Origin of the sequence: Kitasatospora sp. NPDC087271 (assembly GCF_044744605.1) — a bacterium.
Lineage (GTDB): Bacteria > Actinomycetota > Actinomycetes > Streptomycetales > Streptomycetaceae > Kitasatospora.
Map to the genome: position 1 here is coordinate 109,016 of NZ_JBIUYQ010000009.1, position 13,499 is coordinate 122,514.

Genomic DNA, 13,499 nt, shown 5'->3' on the forward strand with positions numbered 1-13,499 from the left:
TATCTTTGTGGACGGCACAGCGCACCCGCGAGAGCGGGCGCAGCCCCAGGATATAGATACCTAAGTTAGGTATTCAAGTGGAGGTGGTGGTCCGATGACCGCGGACTCGCCGGACAACCCCGGCGCGGACGAGCAGGCGGCAGCCGTCTGGGCGGCCCTGCCCCGGCTGGCCCAGCTGAGCAACGCCATGACCCGCGGCCGCCTGGCCGAACGGGCGGCCGAGGCGGCGGGACTCGCCCTGGACCGCCCCGCACTGAGCGCGCTCATGACCCTGCACATGGCGGACCGGCCGCTGCGCATCGGGGAGATCGCCGAACGGATGCAGGTGGTCGGCCCGCACGTCACGCGACAGGTCCAGGCGCTGGAGCGGCGCGGCCTCGTCCATCGCGTCGGCGACCCGCACGACCGGCGTGCCAGCCTCATCGAGGCGACCGCTGAAGGGACGAGGGCCGCGAACGCCTACGCGACGTCCATGATCGGCTGGTTCACGGACGCGACGGCGCACTGGTCGGACCAGGACCGCGGGGACCTGGGCCGATTGCTCGCGAAGCTGGCCGACGACGTCATCGCCCGCCTGGCCCTCCTCGGCGACGACACGCCACCGCCCGCCACCTGACCGCACACGGCCGCAGCCGCGCCGCTGAGCGTCGATCACCACCCGTCCGGTCCGCGGCGGCACGCCCCGCCGTTGCGCCCCGCCGTTGCGCCGCCTCCTATCGGGCGGCGGCCTCGTGGTGAATCATGGAGGCGGCCGAACGGAGCGAGGGCCTCGGGGCGGACGGCATCAGGCCGGCCGTCGGGGGTCCTCATCGAGTGGGATGGGAACAGCATGCCTCTTAGCGGCGAATACCAGCCGAGCCCGGAGAAGTGGGTCAGCGACCAGGTCGCGTTGTACGAGGGCTCCGGGGGCACCGAGGGCACGACGCTCCGGGGCGTGCCGGTGGTCGTCCTCACCAGCCTGGGGGCCAAGAGCGGGAAGATCCGCAAGAATCCGCTGATGCGGGTGGAACACGAGGGGACGTACGCCCTGGTGGCCTCGCAGGGCGGCGCGCCCAAGAACCCCACCTGGTACCACAACCTGGTCGCGCATCCGCGGGTCGAGCTCCAGGACGGTGCCGTGCGCCAGGACATGACGGCCCGCGAGGTCGAGGGCGCGGAGCGGGAGCTGTGGTGGTCCCGCGCGGTCGAGGTCTGGCCGGACTACGCCGAATACCAGACGAAGACGGACCGGGTGATCCCTGTCTTCGTGTTGGAGCCGGAGACCGCCGGCCGTTGACCCCGCCCGGCTCGGGCGGTAAACCGGTGGGTCGGCCCCCGAGCCGACGGGCGACGCGCACGGGATCGGTGACGTGGTCGCCACCACCGGTACGGCGGGCGTCGGATGACCCTGCGTCGAGACCTTCGTATGGTGGTCCGCCGCTGTCAGATCATCGAGGCGCGGAGGTGACGGCCTGCGAGGTGGCTCGCGGTGTCTTGCCGTACCTGGTGTGGGGCCTGCGGCAGCGAGGTGACGCCCTGGAGGGGCGGGTGTGAACCCATCGGCAGGGCGCGCCGCTGTCAGAGTTCTGGGAGCGGGCAGCCCCGGCCGCTGCCGATCAGCTTGTTGACGACGCTCAGCGCGTCCTCGTGGCGGAACAGCACGGCGTACGGCAGTGCCGCCGCCGAGTGCCGTCGGACCAGTGTGGTCTGGTCCTCGGGAAGTTCCGGGTCCGCGACCAGCTCGGCCTGTGCGAGCAGTTCGGGTTGGTCGGTGCGGACCAGCTCCGCAGCGCAGAACCGTTCGAGTTGGTCCGGCCACGCCACGGCGACGCTCGGGCGCGCCCCGGGGGCTGCCGCCGGGGTCGCCAGCCAGGCCCGCACCGGGTCGTCGGAGGGGACGCGGCCGGGTTCGAAGAACGACCAGAACGTTCCCGGCCACATGGCGGAGGCGCGGCAGGCGGTGATCGACACATGGCTGCCCGTGGTCAGGTCGACTGCCAGGTGCACCGCTACGGGCCGATCGATGCGGCGCCGTCCGTCAGGATGCCGAGGTGGTTGTCATGTGTCACGGTCTGGAAGGTGTCGTCGGCCGGGCGGCCGGCTCGTGCCGCGTAGGCGATCACCCGGGCCGGGTTGAACACCTCGTCCTGGGCCCCGATCCACACGCCGAGCGGCTTGGTCAGGCCGCGCAGCACGGCGGCGCCGTCGTCGGCGTTCTGCGCCAGTGCCATGTTCACCGTGTAGCGCGGGACCAGCTTCGCTGACTGGACCTCCTGGGACGTGTACGCGAACCCGAGTGCCGGTGTGGCCGTCGAGCACGTGGTTGCTGACCGCGTTGACCACGAAGGCGCGTGGCAGACGGTGGCGAAGTTCGAGCCGCCGCTCACCTGTTCGGTGTCGGAGTGCAGGCCGAAGTCCGGGGCGAGGATGACGTAGCCGGCTACCTGGTCGTCGATCCGGTCGAGGCTGTTGAGTACCAGGCCGGCGTCGGTCGAGTGGCCGCCGACGAAGAGCGGCAGTTACGGCTGCTGCCGGTGCACGAAGTCGACCATGGTCCGGGTGTCCTGCCAGACCTGTTCCGGCGTCGGCGCGCCACCGCGCGGGCCGCCGGAGGCGCCGTGGCCCCGAATGTCCACCAGGTACGTCGCGATATCGTCGCCACCCTGCTGGCCGGCGCCGACCCCGGGCGGTTGGTCGCGGTCGAACGGACCACGGGCGACGGGCACCGCCGTGGGCGCAGCGTCGCGGTGCTGCGGTTCGCCGACGGTACCCGGGTGGTGTACAAGCCGAGATCGCTGCGCGTGCACGGGCGCTTCAACGAGTTGGTCGGCTGGTTCAACGCGCGGCTCGGTGCACCGGGGCTGCGGGTCCTCGCTCTGCTGGAGCGTGACGGGTACGGCTGGGTGGAGTTCGTCGCGCCCGGTTCCTGTACGGCGGAGCGGCAGTTGGAGCGGTTCTACCTCCGGCAGGGGGCGTGGCTGGCGCTGCTGTACGCACTGGACGGCACCGACCTGCACTTCGAGAACCTGATCGCCTGTGGGGACGAACCCGTCCTGGTCGATGTCGAGACCCTCTTCCATCCGTGCGTCCCGGCCGACTCGCAGGAGGATCCGGCGGCTCGCGCGCTGGAGTCCTCGGTGTACCGCAGCGGCCTGTTGCCGCGTCTGTTGCTCGGCGACGAGAGGGCGGTCGACGTCTCGGGCCTGGGCGGTGACGCGGGGCGCCGCTCACCGGTGGAGGGTGTGGACTGGGCGGCCGGCGGTACGGACGAGATGAGACTGATCCGCCGGGCCGGAGAGATCACCGGCGCCGGGAACCGCCCCCTGCACGACGGAGCCGAAGCGGACCCGGCCGGGTACATCGAGGCCCTCGTCGCCGGCTTCCGCGCCGGATACCCACCGTGGCCCGGTGCGAGCGTGCCGAACAGCATCGCGACACCCGGCAACGGCCCGTGCGACCACAGCGACGAGAACCAGCTCTTCAAACTGGTGCCGGTCTTCCAGGCCTCCTTCACGTACGACAACGCGCTCGTCATCACCGCGTTCCTGCAACGCGGCGGAACCGACGACGTCGCCCACGCCACGGCGCTCGGCGACAGCCTGCTGTACGCCCAGGCCCACGACATCACCCCGGACAGCCGCATCCGCGCCTCCTACGAGCCGGACCCCTTCGTCAGGACCCCCTCCGGCGAGCCGTACGTCGGCGGGTTCTCCGTCTACACCGGGAACATGGCCTGGGCCGGCATGGCGCTCACCCGGCGCTACCGCGACGACGTCGAGCCGGAGGACGTGCAGACCTGGAGCTACCTGGCCACCCTCGACCTGTCCTGCGCGCCCGCCGTCGACTGGGCGGCCGGGCGGATGGCGGCCACCGACGGCCCGTACAGCGGGGTGGGCTTCAGCGGTAAGGACACCAGCGGCGTCTGGTTCGAGGGCACCGCCCACCTGCTGGCCGCCTACCAGGTCCGCCGCGCGGCCGCCGCGCCGACGGCGGCCGTGACTCGCGGGACCGGAGCGCCACCCCCCCAGCGACCAGCCCGACGGCTACGGCCGGGCCTGCGAGGTCGAGGGCCTGGCTGAGGCGATCGGCGTGCGCGTCCACGGCAGTGCCTCCGCGCCGGTGCTGGGCGACGATCCCGCCACCACCTGCTACCTGCCTGAGCAGGGGGCCTTCATGCGCCATCTCGGATGGCCTTTACCTGGTCGACCACTTCTGAAGCCCGCGACCTATTCGGTATTTTACCAGAATGGCGATGGAAAGTCATATCCGGTGGGGATATGGAAAATTGATGCCGCGTTCGCTATGTTGGCGCCCATGGCTGTGAGTGCTGAATTAATTGTCGAATCCGGTGAATTGCGACTGTGGACCGAACGGGTCGGCAATTCGAACGACCCGGCGGTCCTGCTGGTGATGGGGACCGCCGCACCCAGCATCGGATGGCCGGACGAGCTGGTGGATGCGCTGGCCGCCGGCGGTCGCCAGGTCATCCGCTACGACCACCGGGACACCGGCCGGTCCACCTGCCTGGACTTCGCCACCAACCCCTACACGCTGGCGGACATGGCCGCCGATGCGACGGCCGTGCTCGACGGCCACGGAGTAGCCGTCGCGCACATCGTCGGGGCGTCCCTGGGCGGCGCGATCGGCCAATGGCTGGCCGTGCACCGCCCTGAACGCGTACTGACCCTGACCGCGATGATGGCCGGCCCGATGGGCCACAGTGCGGGCCCGGCCTGGGCGCGCGCCATGGCTGGCCAGGCGCCCGACCCCAGCGACCTGCCGCCACCCACGGCACGCTTCCTGACGCACCTCGCACAACGCGCCGCTCTCCCGCAGGGGACTCGCGACGAGTACGTCACAGCGAACCTGGAGACGTGGCGAGTGCTCAACGGCGACATCCTTCCCTTCGACAAGCCTGCCGCCCGCCGCTTCGTGGAAGCCTCCTTCGACCGGACCGGCAACCACAGCGCGGCCCTCAACCACGATATGGCTGGACGCCAGATGACTGAGGACCGCCTTGCTCCGCTATCCTCGATCAAGGCCCCGACACTGGTCGTGCACGGCACAGAAGATCCCCTGCGCCCGCCACCGCATGGCCGTGCCCTCGCCGATGAAATCCCTCACTCCCGATTCCAGCCGATTTTCGGCATGGGGCACACGCTGTTCTCCCCCGGACTTCCCCAGCAGATCGGCGAAATCATTCGCGAGCACACCGCGTAGAGAGCGGAACGTCGACGTGGCGCTGGACCTCGCGGGCCAGAAGCGGTCCCCTGTCCCCAACGGCACCAACGGCCCGGCTGAGGTTCGGGAGGTCGGTGGAGCTGCCGCTCTCGGGGATGTCGGGCAGGCGGCCGTTGCGTGCGTGCCAGGCGAAGGACACGGGACGGACGGTCAGCCCGCGACGGCTCGCCAGGCGGGGCCGTCCCCGTCGAGGTGGACCCGGCCGAACACCACGTCCGCGAAATGGACGCCGAAGCCGATCGTGCCCGGTCGGGCCAACTCGGCGACCAGGCGCCGGCGTTCCCGCGCGGCCCGGTCGGGGTCGAGGTCGGCGGCGGCCGACCAGTCGGGGTGGTCCACCTGGACCGGCGAGTGCATGGCGTCGCCGAAGGCGATCAGCCGCTCGCCGCCCCCGGTGATGACGTAGGACGCGTGCCCGGCGGTGTGACCGGGGGTGAGCAGCACGTGCACGCCGGGGAAGATCTCGTCGCCGTCGAGGACGGTGCGCACCTGTGGTGCCATGGCCTGGAGGATCTCGTCGGTGATGCCGCGCGCCGCCAGGAGGTGGCGGTGTGCCCATTCGGGTGCGGCGACCAGGAGGTCGCGGCCGGCGAACGCGGGCAGGTCGCGGTCCGGGGCGGGGTGCCAGGCCCAGCCGATGTGGTCGAGGTGCAGGTGGGTGATGGCGACGGCCTCGATCGTGGCCGGCGGACGGCCCAGTGCGGCCAGGTTGTCGAGCAGCGCACCGCCGTGGATGGCCCCGCGCGGATTGCCCGGCTGCGCCGGAATCGACTGCGGGCCGAAGCCCGTGTCGATCAGCAGCGCACGGTCGCCGTGCTCCACCAGCAGCGCGCCGATGCCCGCCGCCAGGTTGCCGGAGTCGTCGAGGTACTCGGGGTGGGCGGCCCAGTCCTCGTCCGTGCTGCGGGGGAACCAGCCGCGCGCGCTGAGTTCCACCGCCCCGTCCGGCACGTAGGTCACTTTCGTGTCGCCGAGTCGCAGTGATCGTGTCAGCGCCGGTCGCCGCAGTCGCTCGGCCAACGGCGTCCGGTCCGTGCCCTGTTCCGTCGTGGTGTCCGTCATGGTCGCTCCTTAAGAACGGTTGGCGGTCCGGGAGGACCGGGTGCGGCGCCGGCCCGGTGGCGGGTGTGCCGGGCAGGGCACGGCCCGCGGATCGAGTGGGCAACCGTGGTCGGCGGTACCGGCCGCGTCGGCGGCGGTGACCCGCGGGTGTCCAGTTCACTCCGGTTGGAGCTCGCGATCCAGCAGCACTTCGAGTTCGCGGCGATCACGAATCGCGATCGTCGCGCGCCGCCTCCCGACAGGCCTCCAGCAGGAAGCGCACGCGCTCGGGGGCGGCGGCTCGGTGCACCGCCAACACGGTGGGCAGGGAGAGCGCCGCCTCTGCGCTCCGCTCCCCGGCCGGGGAGCGCACCGGCAGGAAGGCCACCTGGCCGGCGCGCAGCTGGTGGGCGTGCGCCGCGTACACCACCGTCCAGCCGGCAACACCCGCGCCCAGCGCCGCAAGGGTGTCCTGGAGCGAGCTGTGCGGTGGTCCGGGCGCGGGCTCGAACCCGGCGTCCCGGCAGGCAGCCGTGACCAGATCGACCAGCGGCGGGTTGCTCCGGCGTTCCGTCAGGTGAAGCGGTAGCTCCGAGAGCCGGGCGAGGTCGACCGCGTCCGCCCCGGCCAGCGGGTGGCGGGCCGGCAGGGCGACCACGAGTTCCTCCCGCCACACCGGGATCAGCCGCACGCCCTGCGGCGCCGCCACCTCCCCGCGTACGAAGGCCGCGTCCCACTCCCGGTCGGCGACCCGCCGCAGGCGTTCCTCCGGCGCCGCCGAGGCCAACTCCACCCGGGTGCCGGGCGCGTTTCGCTCCAGCGCCTCCAGCACCCGTTCCAACCGCACGCCCATTCCCCGGCTCGTCCCGACGCGCAGCACGCTCTCCCGCTCGGCGACGAAGCCGCCGACCAGGTCCAGGGCCCGCTGGCCGGCCGCCAACACCTCACGGGCTCCGGGCAGGAACGCCGCCCCCGCGGCACTCAGCCGCACGCGCCGCCCCGAGCGGTCGAACAACTCGACGCCCAGCTCGCGTTCCAGCCGGCCGATCTGCTGGCTGACGGCCGACTGCACGATCATCAACCGCTCGGCTGCGCGACCGAAGTGCAACTCCTCCGCCACCGCCACGAAGTACCGCAACTGACGAAATTCCATGACCTCGACCGAACCGGGAGCAGGGCACCGCCAGGCTACGGCAAGCACCAGCGCCCCGGTCCGACCGCTCACCTCACCCGGTCCCGGGGGGCCTATCCCTGGGCGGTGGGGCGAACGACGATGTCGCCGACGTCGACACCGTCCGGCTGCTCGATGGCGAAGGCGATGGCACGGGCCACTGCGGCCGGCGGGAGGGCGATCTCCATCAGCTTGTCGATCTGGGCCTTCGCAGCCGGGTCCATGTGCTCCGCGAAGTCGGTGCGGACAGCGCCGGGTGAGACGACGGTCACGCGCAGGTTGGCGCCGGCCTCCTGGCGCAGGCCCTCGGAGACGGTGCGCACGGCGTTCTTGGTGGCGGCGTACACCGACTGGAGCGGGACGATGCGCAGTCCGGCGGTGGACACGGTGTTGACGAAGTGCCCGAATCCCTGCTCCCGGAAGAGGGGAAGGGCCGCGGCGATTCCGTACAGGACCCCTTTGAGGTTGACGTCGATCATCTGCTCCCAGTCCTCGACGCGCAGGTCGTCGAGGGGGGAGATCAGGCCGATCCCGGCGTTGCTGACGAGGACGTCGAGCTTGCCGTAGCGCTCGCATGCCAGCTTGACGAGGCCGGGGAGGTCCTCGCGCCGCGTCACGTCCGTGCGGATCCAGGCGGCCTCGCCACCGGCCTGTTCGATGCGGGCGGCCAGGGCCGCGAGACGCTCCGGACGGCGTGCCCCGAGGACGACCTTCGCGCCGCGCTCGGCCAGCAGAAGCGCGGTCGCCTCGCCGATGCCGCTGCTGGCGCCCGTGATCGCCACGACCTTGCCTTCGATTCCCGGCATGCTTGCCCGTCCTTCCAGAGTGCGGAGTGTGGAGTGCGGAGTGCGGAGCAGAGGGGGCGTCCGGGCAGGTCGGACCATGCCCTAGAGTGAAAGTGGAGGCTCCGCCACTTAGCCCAGGCTAAGTGGCGGAGCCTCCACTTAGCAACGGAGAAGGGAACGAGCCGCCGATGACCCGAGAGGCAGGGCGCCCGCTGAGGGCCGACGCGCAGCGGAACCGGGACAAGATCCTGGCCGCCGCGGTGCGCGTGTTCAGCGAGGAGGGGCTCGACGCCCACTTCGAGCGCATCGCCAGGGAAGCGGGCGTGGGAACGGGCACGCTCTACCGCAACTTCCCGACCCGAGAGGCACTGATCGAGGCGGCGTACCGCAACGAAGTGGCCCGGCTGTGCGAGGCCGCCTCCGACCTCCTGGCGACGATGCCGCCCGCCGAGGCCCTGCGGGTGTGGACTCGCCGCTTCATCGACTACGCCACCGCCAAATACGGCATGGCCGACGCCCTGCGAGCCGTCGTCGCCTCGGGCGGCAACCCCTACGCCGACAGCCACGAGATGATTCAGGGCGCCCTCAACTCCCTGATGGAGGCCGGTGCCGCCGCCGGGACGATCCGCTCCGACATCCGTGCGACCGACATGTTCGCCGCCCTCGCCGGAATCGCCCTCACCTCGGCCAAGCCCGAGCAGCGCGAGCAGGCCGAACGCCTCCTCGACCTCACCCTGGACGGGCTGAAATCCGCTCCGCCTCAGCTGCCCGGACACTGACGACAGAACCCGGACGTCACCTCGGCCGGTGCCCGGGTGTGGTGGCGGAACGGGACCGCCCGGTCGCCGGCTCGGGTGAGGCGGCGACCGGGCGGTCGGGGTGTGTCGGGGTGTGTCGGGGTGGGTGGTGGGCCGTGCCTCGGGGTCAGGCAGCGGCCCGTTCGGGCTGCTCCGCCTGGCGGTCGGCGGGCTGTCCGGTGGTGGCGGGGGTGTTCTCCCGGGGGGCGGGGAGTGCTGCCATGATCGCGGCGGAGATCACGATGGTCGCTGCCCAGGCGAGCCCGTACCTGCCGACCGGGGTGTCGGAGAGCGGGCCGGCGAACCAGTCGCACTTGGTGAAGGCGAGCCCCAGCAGCAGGGCGAGCACCCAGGACACCATGGCCTGCCAGCAGAAGCCGCCCGTGTACCAGTAGCGGCTGTTCCTGCTGGTGTCCATGAGCCCGGCGGCGTCGTAGCGCACCGCGCGTGAGCGGCGCCGGAACATGTCCACCGCGTAGACGCCGATCCAGGCCGAGAAGGAGACGGCGAGCAGGATGAGGAAGGTGATGAAGGAGCCCAGGAAGCTCTTGGCGACCAGCATCAGCAGCAGGCCGCCGACCAGTGAGATCACGGCGTTGATGCTGACGGCCGTGGCGCGCGGCAGCTTGACGCCCATGGTCTGTGCGGTGAAGCCGGCCGAGTACATGGAGAGGCTGTTGATCAGCAGCATGCCCACGATCGCGGTCAGCAGGTAGGGCACGGCCAGCCAGGTCGGCAGCAGGTCGCCGAGGAAGGAGACCGGGTCGGCGGCCTGGGCCAGTCCGGGCGAGGCCACCGCCATCACGGCGCCCATGAGCACCATGGGCACCATCACCAGGCCGGCGCCGGAGACCGTCACGCCGACGATCTTCCTGCCGGAGGCGGCGTGGGGGAGGTAGCGGGCGAAGTCCGGGCCGGTGGGGACCCAGCTGATGCCGCCGGCGGCGATGGTCCCGATGCCGGCGATCATCATCGCGGTGGTGCCCGCGGGCTTGGCGAAGACCTCGCTCCAGTGCATGGTGGCGACCAGGTAGCCCAGTACCAGCACGCTGAAGACACCGAAGAGGTACGTCGACCAGGTGTTGCAGACGTTCAGCGCCTTACGTCCCATGCCGGAGACCAGGAAGGTGCAGGCGACGAAGGCGAAGAGCGTGATGACGATCAGCGCGGTGTTGGTCTTGACGCCGAAGAGCAGGTCGAGGACGGTCAGTACGGCGTAGGCGCCGGTGACGGCGTTGATCGTCTCCCAGCCGAACCGGGCGATCCAGAGCACGGCGCCGGGGAAGAGGTTGCCGCGCACCCCGAAGGTGGCCCGCGAGAGGGTCGCGCCCGGCGCCCCGCCCCACTTGCCGGAGACCGACAGCACGCCGACCAGGCCGAACGAGATGAGCGCGGCGCACGCCGCGACGATCAGGACCTGCCAGAAGTTCAACTGGTTGAACACCACCAGGGCGGCGCCCATGGTGAGCAGCAGAACGCTGATGTTCGCGGCGACCCAGGTCGGGAAGAGCTCGCGGACTCTGCCCCCGCGCTCGTGGTCGGGGACGGGTTCGATGCCGCGGGTTTCTATCGCGCCGCCGGTCTCGGCGTTCGACGGGTTGTCCATGAGGGTGGCTCCGTGCGTGTGAAGCGGAGATAAATCGAACAAATGGGGCATTTACGGAACTCTTCGCGCGTAGCGCGGGAGTTGAGCCATCCTACTTTGTCCGCTTCGGTTCCAGGTCGGCCCGATATCGGAGGGGAGGGCGCCACCCCCGCCCGCGCCCCCTCCGCAAACGCCACAAACGCCTTGACCGCCTTGAACACCGGAAATGCCGCGAACGCCTCGAACGCCTCGAACGCCGCGAACGGCGGACCCGGCCCACGGCCAGGCCCGCCGCGCTCGCGGCGCCGCCGAGGAGGAGATCACGGCCGGGATGCGCCGCCGGCCCGGGAGCGCGCAGGCCCGACCGGGCGCCGCCTGATCCAGGCGCTCAGCGCGCACCCGGGGGTCTCACCTGGCGAACAGCGAACTGCCGCTGACGACGCGGGTGGTGCCGTCGGCGAGGGAGACGGTGACCGTGTCGGGGACGGCGCGGTGTGACATGGTCCCGGGCCACCAGGCGGTCCAGCGGCCGTCCGCCACGGTGACCTGGAAGGTGCGTCCGGCGACCTGCATGGTGATCGCCTTCACACCGGCCCCCACGGAGCCCTGCGCGTAGTTGAACATGGCGTCCCCGTCACCGTGGGAGCCGCCCGTGTCGTACGTGACCGCATCGGCCGCCACGTTCTTCACCGGGTCGATCGCCTCCCACAGGCCGCTGGTCTCCGAGGCGACGTAGCAGAGCATGGCCTTGCCGCCGCGGTTGACGACCATGGAGGCGACCTTGCCCCGCAGGTCCGCGTTGGTGATCTTGACGGGTGCCCCGGCGCCCGGGCCGCCGGCCATCCGGTCCAGGCACCACTTCTCGGCGGTGGCGCCCGGGCCGGTCGAAGCGGCCAGCGGTGTCGGGACGCCGGTCCAGCTGGCCAGTTCCGCAGAGCTCAGCGGCCCGCTGACACCGCCCCGCGAGGACTGCGTCACGGCCACGGCCACGGCCGTACCCAGGACAAGCGCACCGGCGAGGGTGACGGCCAGCCGCCGCCGAAAGCGCGGCCTGGCCGGGGCCGGGGCCGTGGTGGGGGTGGAGGTGTCGAGGTCGATCTGGCGCATCAGGCGCTCCCGGTGTAGGGCGTGGCGTCCTGCGGGGAGGTCGCGTTCGGCCGGCACGGGCACCTGCCCGAGCAGTTCCGCGCGCTCGACCGGCTCCGGCCGCTGTCCGGCGTTCACTGGTGTACCTCCTTCGGGGACGGGGCCGCGCTCGCGGACCCACCCTGGATCTGGTTCCGGCCACGGCCGGGTTCCACTTTTTTCCGCTGCGCCCGGCGCTGGGCCGTCTCGGCGAGACGGTGCAGCCGGATCCGGGCCCGGGACAGGCGTGAGCGTACGGTGCCCACCGGTACGCCCAGGGCCTCGGCGGCCTCCTGGTAGTCCAGGCCCGCCCACACGCACAGGGCCAGCACCTCACGGTCCGGGCGGCGCAACCGCGCCAGCGACTGCTGCAGGACCGCGATCCGCGCCGCGTCGTCGATCCGCCCGGCCACCTCCTGCGCGAAGTCGGGAACGTCCTCGCGGGCCGGCGGGAGCTGCGCCAGTACCTGCCAGTGCCGCCGGGCGGCCCGGCGCTGGTTGCTGACCAGCTTGGTGGCGATGCCCAGCAGCCAGGGCCGCAGCGACCCGCCCTCCGCCTCGACCCGGTCGTGCCGGCGCCAGGCCTCCAGGAACGTCAACGACATCACGTCCTCCGCCGTCGACCAGTCCCCGGTGAGCCGGAACACGTGGTTGTACACCGCGCGCGCATACGTGTCGAAGAGCCGCCCGAACGCGTCCCGGTCACCGGCCCGCACCCTCGCGCGCACATCTCGATCTGAAGAGTCCACGCCCCCTATCTGGTGCCCCGCCCGCCCGGGTTCCTATGACCTGCGTCACGGCTCTGAGCTCGCACAGCTACGGCGAAGTGACAAGTAGCCCGGAGTGACGATCACAACTCTCTGCAATCGCCTTTCCGGGCCAATGGGGTGACGTAGAGGCGTCATACCGTCGGTAGCGCAACGGCTTCACGTCACGCTGCGAGCCGCGCCCGGCGAGCGGCGCGCAGGCGGTACGCCCGGGTCGGCACCGACCCGAGCAGAACCGCACGTCAATCCGATAGGTCGCCCCGGCGAAGGTGATCACCCCGCGCGCCGGGCGGGTCAGCAGCCGGATCATGCGCCGGTGTCCGCGATGCTCGGCCTCGGCAAGCATCTTCCCGAGCGTCCGGATCCGATCCGCAGCAGTGTGAGCATCGGTTCGAGCGAGGCGGCCTGGTGGAGAAGGGGCCCCGGTGGGAACGGAAAGTCCGGGCTGCTGTCAAGACTCTTGACGCCCGGCGCTGCGGTCCTGGCCAGGGCCTCCGGCTGTGTCTGATCATCGAATGTCGGACGCGGAGAGTAGTTGCGTGAGTACGCTTGGTCCATGCTTACAGATCTGATCGAAGACCGCAGTGACGACTCCTACGTCCTCGAAATCCAGGACATCACCCTGACGCCCTCCTCTCCCGAACCGGGGAAGGAACTGCGGTGGGAGATGACCGGCCGCCTCAAGGAGCAGGTCGATCTGACCCAGGTGCAGTGCCAGGTCCAGGTGAAGCTGGGACTCGTGACGCTGCTGCGGAAAACGGCCATGCTGCCCGAGGTGCTGAAGATGCTGGGGGCGGAGTTGGAGGGGGCCACCCGGCCGCCCGCCGGGAAGTGGAAGCAGACCTGGACCTTCACGCTTCCCCGGGAGGTCCCGATGGGGGACGTCCGGATCTACCTCCAGTCGTACACCGGGGGCGGGGAGGAGAAGGACTTCATGGACCTCAACCTGCGCATCGACTTCCGCCGCCGGTAGCCCGTACGCCCGCCGAACCGGTCCCGAACACCGCC

Annotated in this window: 14 protein-coding genes and 1 pseudogene; 6 read left to right on the plus strand and 9 right to left on the minus strand. The window is 71.3% G+C overall.

Annotated features, from left to right (window positions below):
• Nucleotides 1-94: 94 nt before the first annotated feature.
• Both ACIO9K_RS17620 and ACIO9K_RS17625 read left to right on the plus strand, forming a co-directional pair.
• A complete protein-coding gene (locus ACIO9K_RS17620) occupies nt 95-616 on the plus strand; it encodes a MarR family transcriptional regulator (protein WP_363620724.1) in 522 nt (173 codons plus the stop codon).
• Between the two features lie 213 nt (nt 617-829).
• On the plus strand, nt 830-1,276 hold the full coding sequence (locus tag ACIO9K_RS17625) for a nitroreductase family deazaflavin-dependent oxidoreductase (RefSeq protein WP_400330744.1): 447 nt from the start codon (nt 830-832) through the stop codon (nt 1,274-1,276).
• A 281-nt stretch (nt 1,277-1,557) separates the two neighbouring features.
• Here ACIO9K_RS17625 and ACIO9K_RS17630 read toward each other — a convergent pair whose 3' ends face one another.
• The 3 genes and pseudogenes from ACIO9K_RS17630 to ACIO9K_RS17640 all read right to left on the minus strand — a co-directional run.
• On the minus strand, nt 1,558-1,986 hold the full coding sequence (locus ACIO9K_RS17630) for a hypothetical protein (RefSeq protein WP_400330747.1): 429 nt from the start codon (nt 1,984-1,986) through the stop codon (nt 1,558-1,560).
• Between the two features lie 2 nt (nt 1,987-1,988).
• Nucleotides 1,989-2,210 (minus strand): hypothetical protein, encoded by a 222-nt coding sequence (locus ACIO9K_RS17635; protein WP_400330750.1) that lies wholly within the window; start codon nt 2,208-2,210, stop codon nt 1,989-1,991.
• A gap of 288 nt (nt 2,211-2,498) precedes the next feature.
• Nucleotides 2,499-2,576: pseudogene (locus ACIO9K_RS17640) on the minus strand (hypothetical protein); the annotation flags it as partial.
• On the opposite strand from ACIO9K_RS17640, the gene ACIO9K_RS17645 reads away from it, so the two are divergent.
• Together ACIO9K_RS17645 and ACIO9K_RS17650 are read left to right on the plus strand one after the other, a co-directional pair.
• On the plus strand, nt 2,553-4,058 hold the full coding sequence (locus ACIO9K_RS17645; protein WP_400331078.1) for a type 2 lanthipeptide synthetase LanM: 1,506 nt from the start codon (nt 2,553-2,555) through the stop codon (nt 4,056-4,058). The pseudogene ACIO9K_RS17640 and the gene ACIO9K_RS17645 overlap by 24 nt on opposite strands.
• Before the next feature lie 10 nt (nt 4,059-4,068).
• Entirely contained in the window at nt 4,069-5,199 is a 1,131-nt protein-coding gene (locus tag ACIO9K_RS17650; RefSeq protein WP_400330753.1) for an alpha/beta fold hydrolase, read from the plus strand.
• 171 nt (nt 5,200-5,370) lie between these two features.
• Here the strand turns inward: ACIO9K_RS17650 and ACIO9K_RS17655 are convergent, their stop codons facing one another.
• The 3 genes from ACIO9K_RS17655 to ACIO9K_RS17665 all read right to left on the minus strand — a co-directional run bounded on the left by ACIO9K_RS17655 (nt 5,371) and on the right by ACIO9K_RS17665 (nt 8,238).
• Complete coding sequence (locus ACIO9K_RS17655; protein WP_363620711.1) at nt 5,371-6,282, minus strand: MBL fold metallo-hydrolase; 912 nt, start codon at nt 6,280-6,282, stop codon at nt 5,371-5,373.
• A 205-nt stretch (nt 6,283-6,487) separates the two neighbouring features.
• Nucleotides 6,488-7,414, minus strand: coding sequence for a LysR substrate-binding domain-containing protein (locus ACIO9K_RS17660; protein ID WP_400330756.1), 927 nt, complete (start codon nt 7,412-7,414; stop codon nt 6,488-6,490).
• A 92-nt stretch (nt 7,415-7,506) separates the two neighbouring features.
• Entirely contained in the window at nt 7,507-8,238 is a 732-nt protein-coding gene (locus ACIO9K_RS17665; RefSeq protein ID WP_363587902.1) for an SDR family oxidoreductase, read from the minus strand.
• A gap of 167 nt (nt 8,239-8,405) precedes the next feature.
• Between ACIO9K_RS17665 and ACIO9K_RS17670 the strand changes: the two genes are divergently transcribed.
• Complete coding sequence (locus tag ACIO9K_RS17670; protein WP_400330760.1) at nt 8,406-8,996, plus strand: TetR/AcrR family transcriptional regulator; 591 nt, start codon at nt 8,406-8,408, stop codon at nt 8,994-8,996.
• Between the two features lie 145 nt (nt 8,997-9,141).
• Here the strand turns inward: ACIO9K_RS17670 and ACIO9K_RS17675 are convergent, their stop codons facing one another.
• From ACIO9K_RS17675 to ACIO9K_RS17685, 3 genes are all read right to left on the minus strand, one after another.
• The gene (locus tag ACIO9K_RS17675) at nt 9,142-10,620 is read right to left on the minus strand and encodes a purine-cytosine permease family protein (protein ID WP_400330763.1); all 1,479 of its coding nucleotides are present in this window, start codon (nt 10,618-10,620) and stop codon (nt 9,142-9,144) included.
• Nucleotides 10,621-11,007: 387 nt separating this feature from the next.
• On the minus strand, nt 11,008-11,823 hold the full coding sequence (locus ACIO9K_RS17680) for a hypothetical protein (protein ID WP_400330766.1): 816 nt from the start codon (nt 11,821-11,823) through the stop codon (nt 11,008-11,010).
• Nucleotides 11,820-12,452 (minus strand): RNA polymerase sigma factor, encoded by a 633-nt coding sequence (locus ACIO9K_RS17685; RefSeq protein WP_363620702.1) that lies wholly within the window; start codon nt 12,450-12,452, stop codon nt 11,820-11,822. The genes ACIO9K_RS17680 and ACIO9K_RS17685 overlap by 4 nt, the downstream gene beginning before the upstream one ends.
• A gap of 595 nt (nt 12,453-13,047) precedes the next feature.
• Between ACIO9K_RS17685 and ACIO9K_RS17690 the strand changes: the two genes are divergently transcribed.
• Complete coding sequence (locus ACIO9K_RS17690) at nt 13,048-13,464, plus strand: ML domain-containing protein (protein WP_400330769.1); 417 nt, start codon at nt 13,048-13,050, stop codon at nt 13,462-13,464.
• Nucleotides 13,465-13,499 lie beyond the last annotated feature (35 nt).

Bases quoted from the DNA above. Each gene is read 5' to 3' on its own strand.
- ACIO9K_RS17620 (WP_363620724.1), top strand. From the start codon at position 95: ATGACCGCGGACTCGCCGGACAACCCCGGCGCGGACGAGCAGGCGGCA.
- ACIO9K_RS17625 (WP_400330744.1), top strand. From the start codon at position 830: ATGCCTCTTAGCGGCGAATACCAGCCGAGCCCGGAGAAGTGGGTCAGC.
- ACIO9K_RS17635 (WP_400330750.1), bottom strand. From the start codon at position 2,210: ATGGCACTGGCGCAGAACGCCGACGACGGCGCCGCCGTGCTGCGCGGC.
- ACIO9K_RS17655 (WP_363620711.1), bottom strand. From the start codon at position 6,282: ATGACGGACACCACGACGGAACAGGGCACGGACCGGACGCCGTTGGCC.
- ACIO9K_RS17660 (WP_400330756.1), bottom strand. From the start codon at position 7,414: ATGGAATTTCGTCAGTTGCGGTACTTCGTGGCGGTGGCGGAGGAGTTG.
- ACIO9K_RS17665 (WP_363587902.1), bottom strand. From the start codon at position 8,238: ATGCCGGGAATCGAAGGCAAGGTCGTGGCGATCACGGGCGCCAGCAGC.
- ACIO9K_RS17670 (WP_400330760.1), top strand. From the start codon at position 8,406: ATGACCCGAGAGGCAGGGCGCCCGCTGAGGGCCGACGCGCAGCGGAAC.
- ACIO9K_RS17675 (WP_400330763.1), bottom strand. From the start codon at position 10,620: ATGGACAACCCGTCGAACGCCGAGACCGGCGGCGCGATAGAAACCCGC.
- ACIO9K_RS17690 (WP_400330769.1), top strand. From the start codon at position 13,048: ATGCTTACAGATCTGATCGAAGACCGCAGTGACGACTCCTACGTCCTC.